The 15959-nt window shown below is 36.8% G+C and carries 11 protein-coding genes and 2 pseudogenes; 12 read left to right on the top strand and 1 reads right to left on the bottom strand.

Annotated elements, in window-relative coordinates:
- The first annotated feature begins 2 nt into the window (after positions 1-2).
- The 12 genes and pseudogenes from mraY (at position 3) to ileS (ending at position 13663) form a co-directional block, all read left to right on the top strand.
- Positions 3-968 (top strand): phospho-N-acetylmuramoyl-pentapeptide-transferase, encoded by a 966-nt coding sequence (mraY, locus tag AC1PU0_RS13175; RefSeq protein WP_069655288.1) that lies wholly within the window; start codon positions 3-5, stop codon positions 966-968.
- Positions 969-1044: 76 nt separating this feature from the next.
- Positions 1045-2415, top strand: coding sequence for a UDP-N-acetylmuramoyl-L-alanine--D-glutamate ligase (gene murD / locus AC1PU0_RS13170; RefSeq protein WP_206849648.1), 1371 nt, complete (start codon positions 1045-1047; stop codon positions 2413-2415).
- Positions 2416-2422: 7 nt separating this feature from the next.
- Positions 2423-3516 (top strand): annotated as a pseudogene (gene murG, locus AC1PU0_RS13165) (undecaprenyldiphospho-muramoylpentapeptide beta-N-acetylglucosaminyltransferase).
- A 93-nt stretch (positions 3517-3609) separates the two neighbouring features.
- Entirely contained in the window at positions 3610-4563 is a 954-nt protein-coding gene (locus AC1PU0_RS13160) for a cell division protein FtsQ/DivIB (RefSeq protein WP_069655291.1), read from the top strand.
- Positions 4564-4724: 161 nt separating this feature from the next.
- Positions 4725-6047: a cell division protein FtsA gene (gene ftsA, locus AC1PU0_RS13155; protein WP_111248622.1), complete on the top strand. Its 1323-nt coding sequence runs from the start codon at positions 4725-4727 to the stop codon at positions 6045-6047.
- A 26-nt stretch (positions 6048-6073) separates the two neighbouring features.
- Positions 6074-7324, top strand: coding sequence for a cell division protein FtsZ (gene ftsZ / locus AC1PU0_RS13150; protein ID WP_069655293.1), 1251 nt, complete (start codon positions 6074-6076; stop codon positions 7322-7324).
- 15 nt (positions 7325-7339) lie between these two features.
- On the top strand, positions 7340-8017 hold the full coding sequence (locus tag AC1PU0_RS13145) for a YggS family pyridoxal phosphate-dependent enzyme (RefSeq protein WP_069655294.1): 678 nt from the start codon (positions 7340-7342) through the stop codon (positions 8015-8017).
- Positions 8018-8030: 13 nt separating this feature from the next.
- Entirely contained in the window at positions 8031-8642 is a 612-nt protein-coding gene (locus AC1PU0_RS13140) for a cell division protein SepF (RefSeq protein WP_206849650.1), read from the top strand.
- 10 nt (positions 8643-8652) lie between these two features.
- Complete coding sequence (locus tag AC1PU0_RS13135; protein WP_069655296.1) at positions 8653-8925, top strand: YggT family protein; 273 nt, start codon at positions 8653-8655, stop codon at positions 8923-8925.
- A 22-nt stretch (positions 8926-8947) separates the two neighbouring features.
- Positions 8948-9730, top strand: coding sequence for a YlmH family RNA-binding protein (locus AC1PU0_RS13130; protein WP_111248623.1), 783 nt, complete (start codon positions 8948-8950; stop codon positions 9728-9730).
- Positions 9731-9749: 19 nt separating this feature from the next.
- Positions 9750-10454: a DivIVA domain-containing protein gene (locus tag AC1PU0_RS13125; RefSeq protein WP_206849652.1), complete on the top strand. Its 705-nt coding sequence runs from the start codon at positions 9750-9752 to the stop codon at positions 10452-10454.
- A 420-nt stretch (positions 10455-10874) separates the two neighbouring features.
- Positions 10875-13663: pseudogene (gene ileS, locus AC1PU0_RS13120) on the top strand (isoleucine--tRNA ligase).
- A 92-nt stretch (positions 13664-13755) separates the two neighbouring features.
- Here the strand turns inward: ileS and AC1PU0_RS13115 are convergent.
- Positions 13756-15954 (bottom strand): GH25 family lysozyme, encoded by a 2199-nt coding sequence (locus AC1PU0_RS13115; RefSeq protein WP_206849656.1) that lies wholly within the window; start codon positions 15952-15954, stop codon positions 13756-13758.
- Positions 15955-15959: the final 5 nt, after the last annotated feature.

Raw genomic sequence — 15959 nt, 5'->3', positions numbered from 1 at the left:
TCATGGAGTGGACACAAATTTTTATTCCCATAGTATGTAGTTTTGCGATAACAGTGGCGGTAATGCCGATGTTTATCGGTTACTTCCAAATGAAGAAACAAGGACAAACAACACGTGAAGACGGTCCGACTTGGCATAACGTAAAAACAGGCACGCCAACGATGGGTGGTTTAGTATTCTTAGTTGCAAGTTTTATCACGTCATTATTAGTGGGATTATGGAAACAAGAACTCACTCCTTCTTTACTGATTATTTTATTCATCTTAGTTCTTTATGGTTTATTGGGATTTTTAGATGATTTTATTAAAGTATTTAAAAAAAGAAACATGGGGTTAAATTCCCGTCAAAAATTGATTGGTCAAATCATTGGCGGGTTAGTATTTTATTTTGTTTACCGTTCAGAAGGATTACCTGATACGTTAGATTTATTTGGTGTTATGACGTTGCCTTTAGGTATTTTTTATGGCGTATTCGTCATTTTTTGGTTGGTTGGTTTTTCCAACGCTGTGAACTTAACTGATGGGATCGATGGATTGGTCGCAGGTTTAGGGACGATTTCCTTTGGTACATATGCCATCATTGCTTGGAAGCAGCAACAATTTGATGTTGTGATCATATGTTTAAGTGTGATCGGTGGGCTATTAGGTTTCTTCCCATATAATAGAAAACCAGCTAAAATTTTTATGGGTGATGTTGGTTCACTTGCCTTAGGCGGCTTGTTGGCGGCGATTTCAATTATATTGCGTCAAGAGTGGACATTATTGTTGATCGGATTGGTTTATGTATGTGAAACAGCGAGTGTTATTTTACAAGTTGCTTCATTTAAGCTGTTTGGTAGACGAATCTTTAAAATGTCGCCGATTCATCATCATTTTGAAATGTGTGGTTGGTCTGAATGGAAAATTGATATTGTCTTCTGGTTAACCGGCGCTATTTGTTCAGCTATCACATTATGGATTATTTTTTAGAGAGTCCTAGATAAAAAAAGTCTAGCATCAAGAAGCAACACTTCATTCAGCTTTTCTAAGATAAGGGGAAATTATAATGAAAAAAATTACAGAGTATGAAAATAAAAAAGTCCTTGTTCTTGGACTTGCTAAAAGTGGTGTTAGTGCGGCTAAGTTGTTGCATGAGCTAGGTGCATTAGTAACGGTAAATGACTTTAAACAATTTGATCAAAACCCTGAAGCCCAAGATTTATTAACCTTGGGTATTCGTGTTGTTACAGGGGGGCATCCAATTGAACTTTTAGATGAAGATTTTTCTTTGATCGTAAAGAATCCAGGGATTCCTTATTCAAATCCTTTGGTAGCAAAAGCAATAAGCATACAATTACCTGTGCTTACAGAAGTAGAGCTTGCTTATCAAATCGCAGAATGTCCTATTATTGGGATTACGGGAACAAATGGGAAAACAACAACCACTACAATGATTGGGTTGCTGCTGAATGCTGAGCGTAAAAATGGCACTGCTCGTTTAGCTGGGAATATTGGCTATCCAGCAAGCGAAGTTGCTGAAAAAGCTAGTGCAGCAGATGATATTGTTATGGAATTATCAAGCTTTCAATTGATGGGAATCCAAACTTTTCGTCCACAAATAGCTGTAATCACAAATATTTACGAAGCACATTTAGATTATCATGGGTCAAGAGAAGAGTATGTAAAAGCCAAATGGGCAATACAAAAAAATATGCAAGAAAATGATTTTCTTGTTTTAAATTGGAACCAGCAAGAATTACAAGAGTTAAGCAAGCAAACAAAAGCTGAAATTATTCCATTTTCAACGAAAGAAAAAGTTGCCGGTGCTTATCTTGTAGACGGGAAAATTTACTTCAAAGAAGAATATATCATGCTGGCAGCAGAACTTGGTGTACCAGGCAGTCATAATATTGAGAATGCATTGGCTGCGATTTCTGTTGCTAAATTAAAAGATACTCCAACAGAGGTGATCAGAAAAACTTTAATGGTGTTTACTGGAGTACCTCATCGCACGCAATATGTTGGCGAAATCTCAGGACGAAAATTTTACAATGATTCAAAAGCGACTAATATCTTGGCTACGGAGATGGCTTTAAGCGGGTTTGATCACTCTTCGCTTGTCCTATTAGCCGGTGGCCTAGATCGAGGAAATAGCTTTGATGAGTTGGTTCCCTCACTAAAAGGAATCAAGGCAATTATTCTTTTCGGTGAAACAAAAGATAAACTGCACAAAGCAGCAGTCGAAGCCGGAATCAAAACAATCTATTTGACAGAAAACGTTCAAACGGCTGTACAAGAAGCCTATGATTTTTCTGAAAAAAATGATACTATTCTATTATCGCCTGCGTGCGCAAGTTGGGATCAGTATCCTAATTTTGAACTGCGCGGAGAGGCGTTTATCCAAGCGATGCACCAGCTAAAAGACATAGAAAAGTGAGATAATTATGAAGATATTAATAACCGGCGGCGGAACAGGTGGACACATTTATCCAGCTTTAGCCTTTGTGAACTATATGAAACAAATAAATCCTGATACTGAGTTCATGTACGTTGGAACACAAATAGGCCTAGAGAGCAAAATTGTGCCAAAATACAATATTCCGTTTGAAACGATCAGAATCCAAGGGTTTCGTCGTTCGCTCAGTCCTCAGAATATTAAAACAGTCTATCTTTTCCTAAACAGTATCGGAAAAGCTAAAAAAATTATTAAAGAGTTTCAACCTGATGTTGTCATTGGAACAGGTGGCTATGTCTCAGGTTCGGTGGTCTATGCTTGGCAAAGCAGTTAAACATCCCAACCATCATACATGAGCAAAATAGTATACCTGGAATGACAAACAAGTTTTTAAGTAAATATGCGACTAAAGTAGCCATTTGTTTTCCTGATGTTGCTGAATATTTTCCTAAAGATAAGGTCGTTTTGACAGGGAATCCAAGAGCTCAAGAAGTCGTGATGATCGAGAAAACGGATGTTTTAAAAGAATATGGACTAGACCCTAACAAAAAAACAGTCGTAATTTTTGGTGGAAGCCGTGGTGCATTGAAAATAAATCAAGCGTTCATTGAAGCCTTCTCTCTATTTGAACAGCGTGAGTATCAAGTTCTATACGCATCAGGCGAGCGATATTATAAAGAATTACAAGAAACATTAAAACTTTCAGAAAAAAAATTGACAAACATCAGTATTCAGCCTTATATTGATAAAATGGCTGAGGTTTTAGCCGCAGCAGATTTAATGGTTGGACGGGCTGGAGCGACCTCTATCGCAGAATTTACAGCGTTAGGATTACCTGCGATTTTAGTACCAAGTCCATACGTCACAAATGATCATCAAACAAAGAATGCCCAAAGTTTAGTCAAATCTGGAGCAGTTGAGATGATCGCGGACAAAGAACTTACTGGTTCTAATCTAGCAACAACAATCGATGAAATTTTGTTAAATGAATCCCGCCATCAATCTATGGCTAAGGCTTCTAAAAAAGAAGGAATTCCAGATGCCGGTGAAAGACTGTACAAAGTGGTGAAAGAGATAACTTGATAGGAGGTGTAAAAGATTAGTAAGAAAAAAGACAATTCAGGGGGTCAAGAAGACCAAAAATTAGATAATTCTGAACAAATAGATGAGCAAAATCTGACCCCATGGCAAAAAGAAAATCTAGAATATTTAAAAAAGCAAGGCGACAAGCCAGTATGGAACCCTTCTGTGGTTTCAGATGAAAAAGAAGAAGAGCCTGTTGAAGATGAAAACACTGAAACAGACGACGAAACGCCTTCAGAGGAGTCGGAAGTAAAACAAAAGAAAACTTACGAATCTTTTGCAGACCGCTTACCAAAAATAAAAAAAGTACGAAATACACGATTGTTTCGTAGATTGACATTGATCGTTTCAGTCTTTTTGATAGCAATTCTCATTGTACTTTATTTTGTTTCGCCACTTAGTAAGTTAGGTAAGATTAGTGTGACAGGAACTAAAGATGTTAATAGTCAAGAGATCATTGCTCAGTCTAAATTAGAGAAGGACCAAAGTTTGTGGGAACAGTTTGGGGATAGAAAAATTTATGAAGATAAGATCAAGCGTCAAATCCCCCGTGTAAAAAAAGCAACGATTTCATTAAGTGGGATCAATTCATTCAATATAAAAATTGAAGAATATAAAGTAGTTGCTTTAGAATCTGTTCATCCTAATTATCATCCGATTTTAGAAAATGGGAAAATTTTACCAGAAGAGATGAAAGCACCTATAAGTGGTATGCCCATTTTTCTAAACTTCAAAGATCAGTCGATCATAAAAAATTTAATGAATTCTTATAACAAACTGCCTGAGGAATTGAAACAAAATATCTCGGAAATTCGGTATGCTCCATCAAAAGCAAACAAAGAGTTGATTAATATTAATATGAAAGATGCCAATGAAGTAATCGTAAATATCTCTCAATTAGATGAGAAAATGGCGTATTATAGCAAGGTAGCAAGCCAAATGGAGAAACCAGGAATCATCGATATGGAAGTGGGAATCTTCTCATATCCATTTAAGAATGAGGAGACAGAAGAAAGTGTGGAAGAATCTTCACAGGTCTTAGAATAATATAAAAAAAAATAAAACAACAAATTAGTAGAATCTACTTTCTAAAAAGCCTATGTTTATGGTAAAATTGAAAGAAGTGAGTATTCATAAAAAATATATATGTAAACAGGTGTTTTTTGCCCGCTTACATATTGGAATTAATAGGAGGAGGAACCCCATTCATGGCAAAGACAGGAATGTATGTAGGCCTTGATATCGGTACAACATCAGTGAAAGTTGTAGTTGCTGAGTTTATCGAAGGTCAAATGAATATCATCGGCGTAGGAAACGCAAAATCTGATGGATTAAATCGAGGGATCATTGTCGATATAGATAAAACAGTTAATGCGATTCAAAGAGCAGTAAAACAAGCAGAAGAAAAAGCGGGAATTCAAATTAAAAGTGTGAATGTGGGGTTACCAGCAAACTTACTTGAAGTTGAAAATTGCCAAGGAATGATCGCTGTAAGTAGTGAGTCAAAAGAAATCACTGATGAAGATGTAAGAAACGTAGCATCTGCAGCTCTGGTTCGTTCAACTCCTCCTGAACGTCAAATCGTAGCAATCTTGCCTCAAGAATTCACGGTGGATGGATTCGAAGGGATTAAAGATCCACGGGGAATGATTGGCGTTCGCTTAGAAATGTTCGGAGTGGTCTTTACAGGTCCGAAAACAATTATTCACAATACTAGAAAATGCGTTGAAAAAGCAGGCTTAATAGTTAATGAATTAGTGATAATGCCATTAGCCCTAACTGAAACAGTTCTTTCTGATGGTGAAAAAGATTTTGGTACTATTGTGATTGACATGGGTGGCGGACAAACAACAACATCTGTGATGCATGATAAACAATTGAAATTTACTCATGTAAACCAAGAAGGTGGAGAGTTTGTCACTAAAGATGTTTCGATCGTATTGAATACATCATTTAATAACGCGGAAGCACTAAAAATCAATTATGGTGATGCTTATCCTGAACGAACATCAGTAAGTGAAGAATTTCCAGTAGATGTGATTGGTAAGTCTGAACCTGTAAAAGTTGATGAACGTTACCTTTCCGAAGTGATTGAAGCGAGAGTTGAACAAATCTTTAAGAAATCTAAAGAAGTATTAGACGAAATCGATGCTTTAGAACTTCCTGGTGGAGTAATTTTAACTGGCGGTGGCGCAAGCCTTCCGGGTGTCGTTGATTTAGCACAAGAAATTTTTGATGCAAGTGTGAAACTATATGTACCGAACCATATGGGATTACGTAACCCAGTCTTTACAAATGTGATCAGTATTGTAGAATATTCTGCTCAGCTGAATGACATTTATCATATTGCCAAGGGTGCGATTCCAGGCGAAAAGATCAAGTCATCACAGCCAATTGCAGTTCAACAAGAAGTACAATATGATACTTATACAGATATAACTCAAGATGATTACGACGATTCTGAAATTCACGAATCTGGTGAAAAAGTTACAGGTAAAATAAAAGACTTCTTCTCAAACATTTTTGACTAACAATTCAAACAGGAGGAAACGATACTATGGAATTTTCTTTAGACAATAACATTAACAATGGCGCTGTCATTAAAGTTATCGGTGTAGGCGGCGGTGGCGGCAATGCTGTTAATCGCATGATCGATGAAAACGTCAAAGGCGTTGAATTTATCGCTGCAAATACAGATGTACAAGCTCTCAAAAACTCAAAAGCAGAAACAGTGATCCAACTTGGACCTAAGTATACACGTGGTTTAGGTGCTGGATCTCAACCCGAAGTTGGCCAAAAATCAGCAGAAGAAAGTGAACAAGTAATCTCAGATGCCTTACAAGGTGCTGACATGATCTTTATCACTGCTGGAATGGGCGGCGGAACAGGAACAGGAGCTGCTCCTGTTGTTGCTAAAATCGCAAAAGAATTAGGTGCATTAACAGTTGGTGTTGTCACAAGACCATTTAGCTTTGAAGGACCAAAACGCGGACGCTACGCAGCTGAAGGAATTGCTCTTTTAAAAGAAAATGTCGATACATTATTGATTATCTCAAACAATCGTCTATTAGAAGTTGTAGATAAAAAGACACCAATGCTTGAAGCATTCCGTGAAGCAGATAATGTATTACGCCAAGGCGTACAAGGTATTTCAGATTTAATTACAGCTCCAGGCTATGTTAACTTGGACTTTGCTGATGTGAAGACTGTAATGGAAAACCAAGGCACTGCTTTAATGGGAATCGGTGTTGCTAGCGGTGAAGACCGTGTTATCGAAGCAACTAAAAAAGCTATTTCTTCTCCATTATTAGAAACATCTATTGATGGCGCTGAACAAGTATTGCTAAATATCACGGGTGGTTTAGATATGACATTATTTGAAGCACAAGATGCTTCTGATATCGTGACAAGTGCCGCAACTGGTGATGTAAATATTATTCTAGGTACGTCAATCAATGAAGATCTAGGCGACGAAATTCGTGTTACTGTTATTGCGACAGGAATCGATCCTTCAAAAAAAGATCGTAAATCACAACGTCAAAGCAGACCTACACAAATCCAAACAGTGCAACAAGCACCCGTTTTGGATATGGAACAATCAAAACCGTCACAACCGCAACCTCAAGAAGAGACAAGTGCTTTTGGTGATTGGGATATCCGACGTGAGCAAAACGTACGACCAAAAGTTGAAGATACAACATTTGAAAATGTTGAGAAAAAAGATTTTGAAACATTTCATCGTGAAGAGCCATCACAAAATAATGACGATGAATTAAATACACCACCATTTTTCCGCAGAAAAAGATAGGAGCGATTTTTAAGCATGCTTGTTGATAACATAGAAAAAATAAATCAAGACATTCAGCTTGCATGCCAAAAAGCAGCTCGTTCAGACAATGATATAACAATGATTGCCGTAACCAAATCAGTGGAAAAAGACATTGCCAAGGAGCTTGCTGAACTTGGTATTGAGAATATGGCTGAGAACCGAGTCGATAAGTTACTAGAGAAAAAAATAGCACTTAAAAACTTTCCATCTATTAAGTGGCATTTGATTGGTAATTTACAGCGTAGGAAGGTAAAATCAATAATAAATGAGATAGATTATTTTCACGCTTTGGACAGTTTGAAATTAGCCGAAGAAATCCAAAAACGAGCTGAGAAGCAACTTGCCTGTTTCGTTGAGGTGAATGTTACTGGCGAAGAAAGTAAGCACGGATTAAATTCAGATGATGTTATCGCGTTTATTCAGCAATTAGCAGCATTTGATAAAATCAAAGTCGTAGGGTTAATGACTATGGCGCCGTTGAATGCTTCAGAGCAAGTTCTTCACGAAGTGTTTTCTAAGTTGAAAAAATTGCAACTAGCAGTAAATAATCAGCATCTGTCATATGCACCATGTACAGAGCTTAGCATGGGAATGAGTAATGATTTCTCAATTGCTATTGAAGAAGGTGCAACTTTTGTACGAATCGGAACAGCAATTTTCAGAGGTGCGTAAAGGAGGGGAATCTATGTCAATTTTTAGTAAAAATGCGTTATCGAGCTTTTTTGGATTATCTGGTGAAGATGAATATGATAATTATGATGAATACGAAGAGCAAAAGGTTGTGAATGAACAGCCCAGACAGGCGGTTCGACAATCACAAGCACAAGCACAGGTACAAAGACCGACTGTAACTGAGCCTTTAACCGAAAAACCATCTGCTCGTTATCGTTCAACAGAAACACAACAAGATAAGAAAGAAAGCCGTCAGGAAACAGCATTTAATGAGCAAAAGGTTGTCTCCATGCGTAGTTCTAATAACTCAAATTCTAAACGTTCGCAAGAAACACATAGTTCAGTTAAACCAGGAAAAATCACGATTATTGAACCAAGAGTTTATTCTGAAGCAATGAATATCGCTAAACATATTATTGCAAGTGACGCTGTGTTGATTAATTTTCATTTAGTGGAAGAAAATCAAGCAAGAAGAATTGTGGACTTTCTTACAGGAACTGTTTATGCATTAGATGGAGACATTCAACGAGTAGGCGATGAAATTTTTCTTTGTACGCCGTCAAACATAGAAATCGATAGTGCTACCGCACAATCGTTAGCTAAGAAACAAATGTTTGATTTTTAGTTAGGAGGTAATGAGTATCGCTCTATTTATATTTCTATTATACAAAGGTGTTCAAATCTATTCAGGCGTTTTAATCATATATGCATTATTATCTTGGTTTCCAGGAGCTTATGATTCTACGTTTGGTCGTTTGATTTCAAGAATTTCCGAACCTTACTTAAGCTTATTTGATCGATTAAATTTGAGAATAGGTATGGTTGGTTTTAATGTAATGATTGCAATCATTGTGTTGAATTTAGCCGCGAGTGGACTGGGACGAATTTTACAACTAATCTTGTATTAATAAAAGAAAGGATGATTTATCTATGAACGCAAATGTGTATCAACATTTTCGCAAAGATGAGCATCCTTTTATTGATTCCGTTGGTGATTGGTTGGAGCAAGTTGAAAGTCAGTACGCTCCTTACTTATCGGATTTCTTAGATCCGAGGCAAGCATACATCTTAGAGACGTTGATTCGTCAAAATAGTGAACTTGAATTTCAGTTTTATGGTGGATATGAACAAGCTGAACGAAGACGCTGTTTGATTTTTCCTGATTATTACGAACCAAAGGAAGAAGATTTCGAAGTAGAATTATTAGAAATTGTTTATCCTGTAAAGTTTTCCACATTATCCCACGGTAAGGTATTGGGTACCTTAGTCAACACTGGGATCAAACGGGATTATTTTGGCGATATTATTTCTGATGGCAATCAATGGCAAGTTTTTATTGCTAAAGAAATAGCAAATTTCGTTGAAAATCAGGTAGAAAAAATCGGGAAAATATCAGTAAGAGTAGAAAAAAGAAAATATACAGAGATGATTCTTCCTAAAGATGATTGGATGCATGAGCGGACAACAATAAGTTCGTTACGTCTGGATAATTTGATCTCTAGCGTATATAATATATCTAGACAGAGATCAAAACAATTGATCGAATCTGGAAAAGTCAAAGTGAATTGGACAGAAAATACAAGACCAGATTTTTTAGTAGATTTATTAGATATTGTATCTATTAGAGGGTTTGGGCGAATCCAAATTCAAGAGTTAGAGGGGAAGACGAAAAAGGACAAGTTTCGTTTGTTACTGGGAGTTCTACGAAAATAATCCAAAGAGGTGAAGGAATATGGCATTAACTCCATTAGATATTCAAAATAAGAACTTCTCTACAAAAATGAGAGGGTACAACCAAGATGATGTCGATGATTTCTTAGATCAAGTAACGAAAGATTATGAAGATTCTCTTCAAAAAACACGTGAGCTTGAAAAATCATTAAAACACGCAGAAGAAAAATTACAATATTTCAATGAATTAAAAGACGCATTGAATCAATCTATTATTGTAGCACAAGACACTGCTGATAAAGTAAAAACGAGTGCGAACAAAGAGTCAGAAGTAATCGTTACTTCTGCTGAAAATACAGCAAATGAAATGATTTCTTCTGCTGAAAAACGTTCAAGCAATCTTATTACGTCTGCAGAAGAAAAAGCAAAAGAAATTCTAACTGACGCAACGGACCGTGCACGTCAATTAGCTGCTGAAACCGATGATTTGAAGAAGAAAACACGTGTCTTCCATCAACGTTTAAGCTTAATGTTAGAAGCACAACTGGAACAGGTGAAGAGTGAAGAATGGAATGAACTATTAAAACCCTTCTCAAGTTACGTAAGTGACTCACATACTGTTATTAAAGAAGTTTTAGCACAAGAACTTGATAAGAGCGATGATGTTGCTACAGAACCGATTGTAACAGAAGAACAACCTACACTTGAAAAAGCTGCAATTGATCCAAAAGCAATGCTTGATTTATTAAATCAAGATCTTAAATAATTCTGTAGATAAATAGAACAGAAAAGTCAATAACCATTCTTTTAGCGAGTCAATGATAGTGAAAGTTTGACAGACCCTGGTATTGAAAAGATCCTCTATTTTACTTCAAGTTTGAATAAAGTAAAACTTGACGAGTGATTTCGTTACCAATTAACAGAGGAAATAATTGAGTTGATCGATTATTTTAAATTTGGGTGGTAACGCGAGTACTTTCGTCCCTTGGGATGAAGGTGCTTTTTATTTTGCTAAGAATCACTACACTTCGTTTCGATCTCATCAATTTCTAAGCGCTAAAACACTAAAAATTGAAAGACTACGATTGGTTCTGCCAGAGTAGATGATTTGGGCTACACAATAATTAATTTATCCACAATCAATATTTTATAAATAATAGCAATAAACGAAAGTGAGGAAATAAAAATGAAAATGAAAGAAACATTACAGTTGGGAAAAACAGCTTTTCCAATGCGTGGGAATTTGCCAAATCGTGAAGTAGAATGGCAAAAAGAGTGGGAAGAAAAAAAATCTACGAAAAACGTCAAGAATTAAACGAAGGCAAACCAACATTTGTTTTACATGATGGACCGCCATATGCCAATGGAAATATCCATCTAGGTCATTCGTTAAATAAAATTAGTAAAGATATCATTATCCGTTCAAAATCTATGTCAGGATTCCGCTCACCTTACGTTCCTGGTTGGGATACACATGGATTGCCGATCGAACAAGTATTGACAAATAAAGGGATTAAAAGAAAAGAAATGACCTTAGCTGAATATCGCGAAAAATGTGAAGAGTATGCTCGTTCGCAAGTTGATACTCAACGTGCTGATTTTAAACGTTTGGGGGTTGCGGGAGATTGGGAAAATCCTTATATCACACTGGATCCAACTTATGAGGCAGCTGAAATTCGTGTGTTTGGTAAAATGGCGGAAAAAGGCTATATCTATAAAGGATTGAAACCAATTTACTGGTCTCCATCAAGTGAGTCGTCACTAGCGGAAGCAGAAATCGAATATAAAGATGTTAAATCAGCTTCTATTTATGTTGCTTTTAAAGTAGTAGATGGCAAAGGAATTTTAGATACAGATACGTCATTTGTAATCTGGACGACAACACCTTGGACACTTCCAGCAAACTTAGGAATTTCCGTGAATCCAGCGTATCAATATGTTGTTGTCAAAGCCTATGGTAAAAAATACGTTGTTGCTAAAGATCTTTTAGAGACAGTCAAAGAAGCAATCGGTTGGGATGACGTTGAGGTTCTTGAAACAATTGCTGGCAAAGACATGGAATACATGACAGCACAGCATCCATTTTATGATCGGACATCATTAGTTATGTTAGGGGATCATGTAACATTAGATGCAGGTACTGGGTTAGTTCATACGGCTCCAGGACATGGTGAAGATGATTATATCGTAGGGAAAAAATACAATTTAGACGTTCTTTCACCTGTGGATAATCGTGGGGTGTATACAGATGAAGCACCAGGCTTTGAAGGAGTTTTCTACGATAAAGCAAACCCCATGATCACGGCCTTACTGGATGAAAAAGATGCGCTGTTAAAATTAGATTTCTTTACACATAGTTATCCACATGACTGGCGTACAAAGAAACCTGTCATTTATCGTGCAACACCACAATGGTTTGCATCAATCGATAAATTCCGCCAAAATATCTTAGATGAAGTTGAGAAAGTGGATTGGATTCTTCCTTGGGGAAAAACGCGTCTTTACAACATGATTCGTGATCGTGGTGACTGGGTAATTTCTCGTCAACGTGCGTGGGGCGTACCATTACCAATTTTCTACGCTGAAAACGGTGAAGCAATCATTACACCAGAAACAATCGAACATGTGGCAACTTTATTTGCTGAACATGGATCAAATATCTGGTTCAAACGTGAGGCAAAAGAATTATTGCCAGAAGGATATACACATCCAGGTTCTCCAAATGGTGAATTTACAAAAGAAAATGATATCATGGATGTTTGGTTTGACTCAGGTTCTTCTCATGAAGCCGTATTACGTCAACGTCCAGAACTAACTTTCCCAGCTGATATGTATTTAGAAGGCTCTGATCAATACCGTGGTTGGTTTAATTCGAGTATTACAACAAGTGTTGCTATCAATGGTGTAGCGCCTTATAAAGCTGTTTTATCACAAGGGTTTACGCTGGATGGCGAAGGCCGTAAAATGAGTAAATCATTGGGAAATACAATTTTACCAGATAAAGTAATCAAACAAATGGGTGCGGATATTTTGCGCCTGTGGGTAAGTAGTGTAGATTATGAAGCTGATGTACGCGTTTCTATGGATATCTTAAACCAAGTGTCTGAAGTGTACCGTAAAATCCGTAATACAATGCGCTTCTTATTAGCAAACACAAGTGATTTTGAACCCAAAGAACATACTGTTGCGTATGAAGAGTTACGTTCTGTGGATAAATATATGATGGTTCGTTTAAATCAAGTAATCCAAGAAATTCGTGAAAAAGGGTATGAGAAATATAATTTCATGCAAATTTATCGTTCAGTGATGAATTTCTTAACGGTAGACTTATCTTCTTTCTATTTAGACTTTGCTAAAGATGTAGTGTATATTGAAGCAGAAAATAACTACCAAAGACGTTGTATGCAAACAGTCTTTTATCAAATAGCTGTTTCATTAACAAAATTGTTAACACCAATTATTCCGCATACATCCGAGGAAATCTGGAGCTTCTTGAAAGAAGACGAAGAGTACGTTCAATTGGCTGAATTCCCAAGTTATGAAGAGTTTACAAATCAACAAGAATTATTAGATACTTGGGCTGCGTTCATGGACTTTAGAGATAATGTCTTAAAAGCGTTGGAAGAAGCGCGTAATTCTAAATTGATCGGTAAATCGTTAGAAGCGAAAGTAACGGTTTATCCGAATGAACAAATCAAAGAATTGTTAACAGCTGTGGATGCAGATGTCGCACAATTATTGATTGTTTCTGATTTTGAGGTAGAGGCTTTAACAGCTGAAGTTCCTGAAAATGTTGAAAAATTTGAGGATATGTCGATTCTTGTGGAAAAAGGAGCAGGGGAAACGTGTGAACGCTGTCGTGCCGTGCGCACAGACGTTGGTGAAAATGAAAAACTTCCGCATTTATGTGGGCGTTGTGCCACTATCGTTGAAGAAAATTATCCTGAGGCTGTTGCTGAAGGATTTGAAGCGTAAAAATCGTTAAAACAATAAAAAGAGTATTAAACAATTTTTGTTTAATACTCTTTTGTTTTAGAGACTGAAAACTTTTTCGCAATGTATGAGAGTTATTTAGTAGCATTTGAATTTAAGTAACCTATCCAAGTACCATTTTTATCATAAATTGAATAGTAGGCAGCACCGGAAAAGTGATTGTACATTCCTTGCACCTGATAGTTCTTTTTATAAAGATCAGTCGTGTTGCCTTTCTTTTTAGAAAAGGTATTGATATCTGCCCAGACGGTATATTTCTTTCTTTCGATAGTTACCTGCTTATTCGTTTTTATCCAAGCTCCTTGAGCGCCAGTAGCACTTGTTGCTCCAGCAGCATTTAAATACCCTTTCCATTTTCCTTTATTATCATAGAGCGAGTAATAGACGGCGCCAGAAACGTGGTTATATTTCCCTTTGACTTGAAATGTTTGTTGATAAAGAGGAGTGGTATTGCCTTTCTTACTAGAGAATTTATCAATATTTCCCCACAGTGTTTGTCCTTTTTTAGTAAGTGTGACATACTTGTTCTCTTTTAACCAAGCCCCTTGTGGCCCTGTAGCGCTTGTAGCCAATGCAGAATTTAGATACCCTTTCCATTTGCCTTTATTATCGTAGAGAGAGTAATAAACGGCGCCAGAAAAATGTTTATACTTGCCTTTCACTTGGTACGTTTGCTGATAAAGAGCCGTAGTGTTGCCTTTTTTACTAGAGAATTTATCGATATTTCCCCACAACGTTTGTCCTTTTTTAGTGAGCGTGACGTACTTGTTCTCTTTTAACCAAGCTCCTTGAGCCCCAGTAGCGCTCGTAGTAGCCGCAGAATTTAGATAGCCTCTCCATGATCCTTTATTGTCGTAAAGTGAGTAATAGACAGCACCTGAAACATGATTGTATTTCCCTTTAGCTTGGAATGTTTGTTGATAAAGGTTAGTTGAGTTGCCTTTTTTGCTAGAGAATTTATTGATATCTCCCCAAAGGGTTTGTCCTTTTTTTGTAAGGGTAATATATTTATTTTCGCTTAACCAAATTCCTTGAGGACCAGAGGCGTTAGTCGTTGCTTCTGCGTTCAAGTAACCTTTCCAGTTGCCGTTATTATCATAAAGTGAGTAATATGTAGCACCATTCATATGTTTATACTTACCGTTGACTTTAAACGTTTTATTGTAAACTTTTGTTGTAGAGTTCGTCGTTGAGTTAAAATTAAAGTTTGACCAAATTGAATAGTTCTTTTTAGTGATCGTTACATATTGATTACCACTGAGCCATCTTCCTTGAGCTCCGCTTTCAAGGTAGCCAGAATAGTCCATGGATATATCAAAAGGATGAGCAATTCCAGGAATGTAATATTGAGAAGACCACTGCCAGGCAGAGAATTCATTATTCCATTTCATAGCAGCCGTTGGTGTATATGGATATTGAGCAACCCACATATTTTTAGCCCCAAACTTACTCACAGAAAAATAACCGCTTGTTGCGTATGATCTATTCATGTAATACATGGGGTTAGAGTACCCTTTAGATTTTAGTGTATTGACAAAAGTCGTAGTATTAGGCGTTAAAGAAGAGTTCAGCATTTTTCCTTCTTCAATATCAATAACCATAATAGTAGATTTTGGCAATTTGAAGCGGTCAGCAAGTGAAGCAAAGTAATTCGCTTCTTTTGCAGCACTGCTGCTTGTTGTGTAATGTGCATAATGATAGGCTGATACTTTTAATCCAGCAGCTGTAGCATTATTTATTTGTTCTTGCGCAAAAGGATTAGTATAATAATCCGCTTCAGTAAGTTTTACAACCACACCTTTAATGCCGTATGTTTTCATTTTTTTAAAATTAGCAACAGATATTGAACTATTGTGAGAGGATATATCAATAAAATGTGATTTAGGTCTATTTGCTTCACCAGCATAGACAATATCCATAGAGTTGCGAAGTAGATTGCTACTTCGCGCTATAGGAGTTGAATCTGAACGACCTGATGGAAGATAGTAATCTTCAAAATAGAGCGTTTCATCAGGTTCAGTTACAGAACTTTGAGTTGTTTCCTCTTCAGAATCAACTTCAACAGAGTCAGTAGAAGAATTCACTTCAGAACTACTTTCAGTTGATTCAACTACACTAGAACTTGTCTCTGTTGCCCTTTGAGTCGACTCGAGTGTACTTGAAATTGAACTGTCTACATTTGAAGTTTCCTCTGCGTAAGCTGGTAAGTTCATGCTGATGGTCAATGCGGTAAAGGCGCAAAGGATCGTGCTTTTAAATTTTATTATTTTCATTAGTT

The organism is Enterococcus sp. XAF26B05_ASV22 (assembly GCF_056727285.1).
This window is presented reverse-complemented; position numbering and strand designations above follow the sequence as displayed.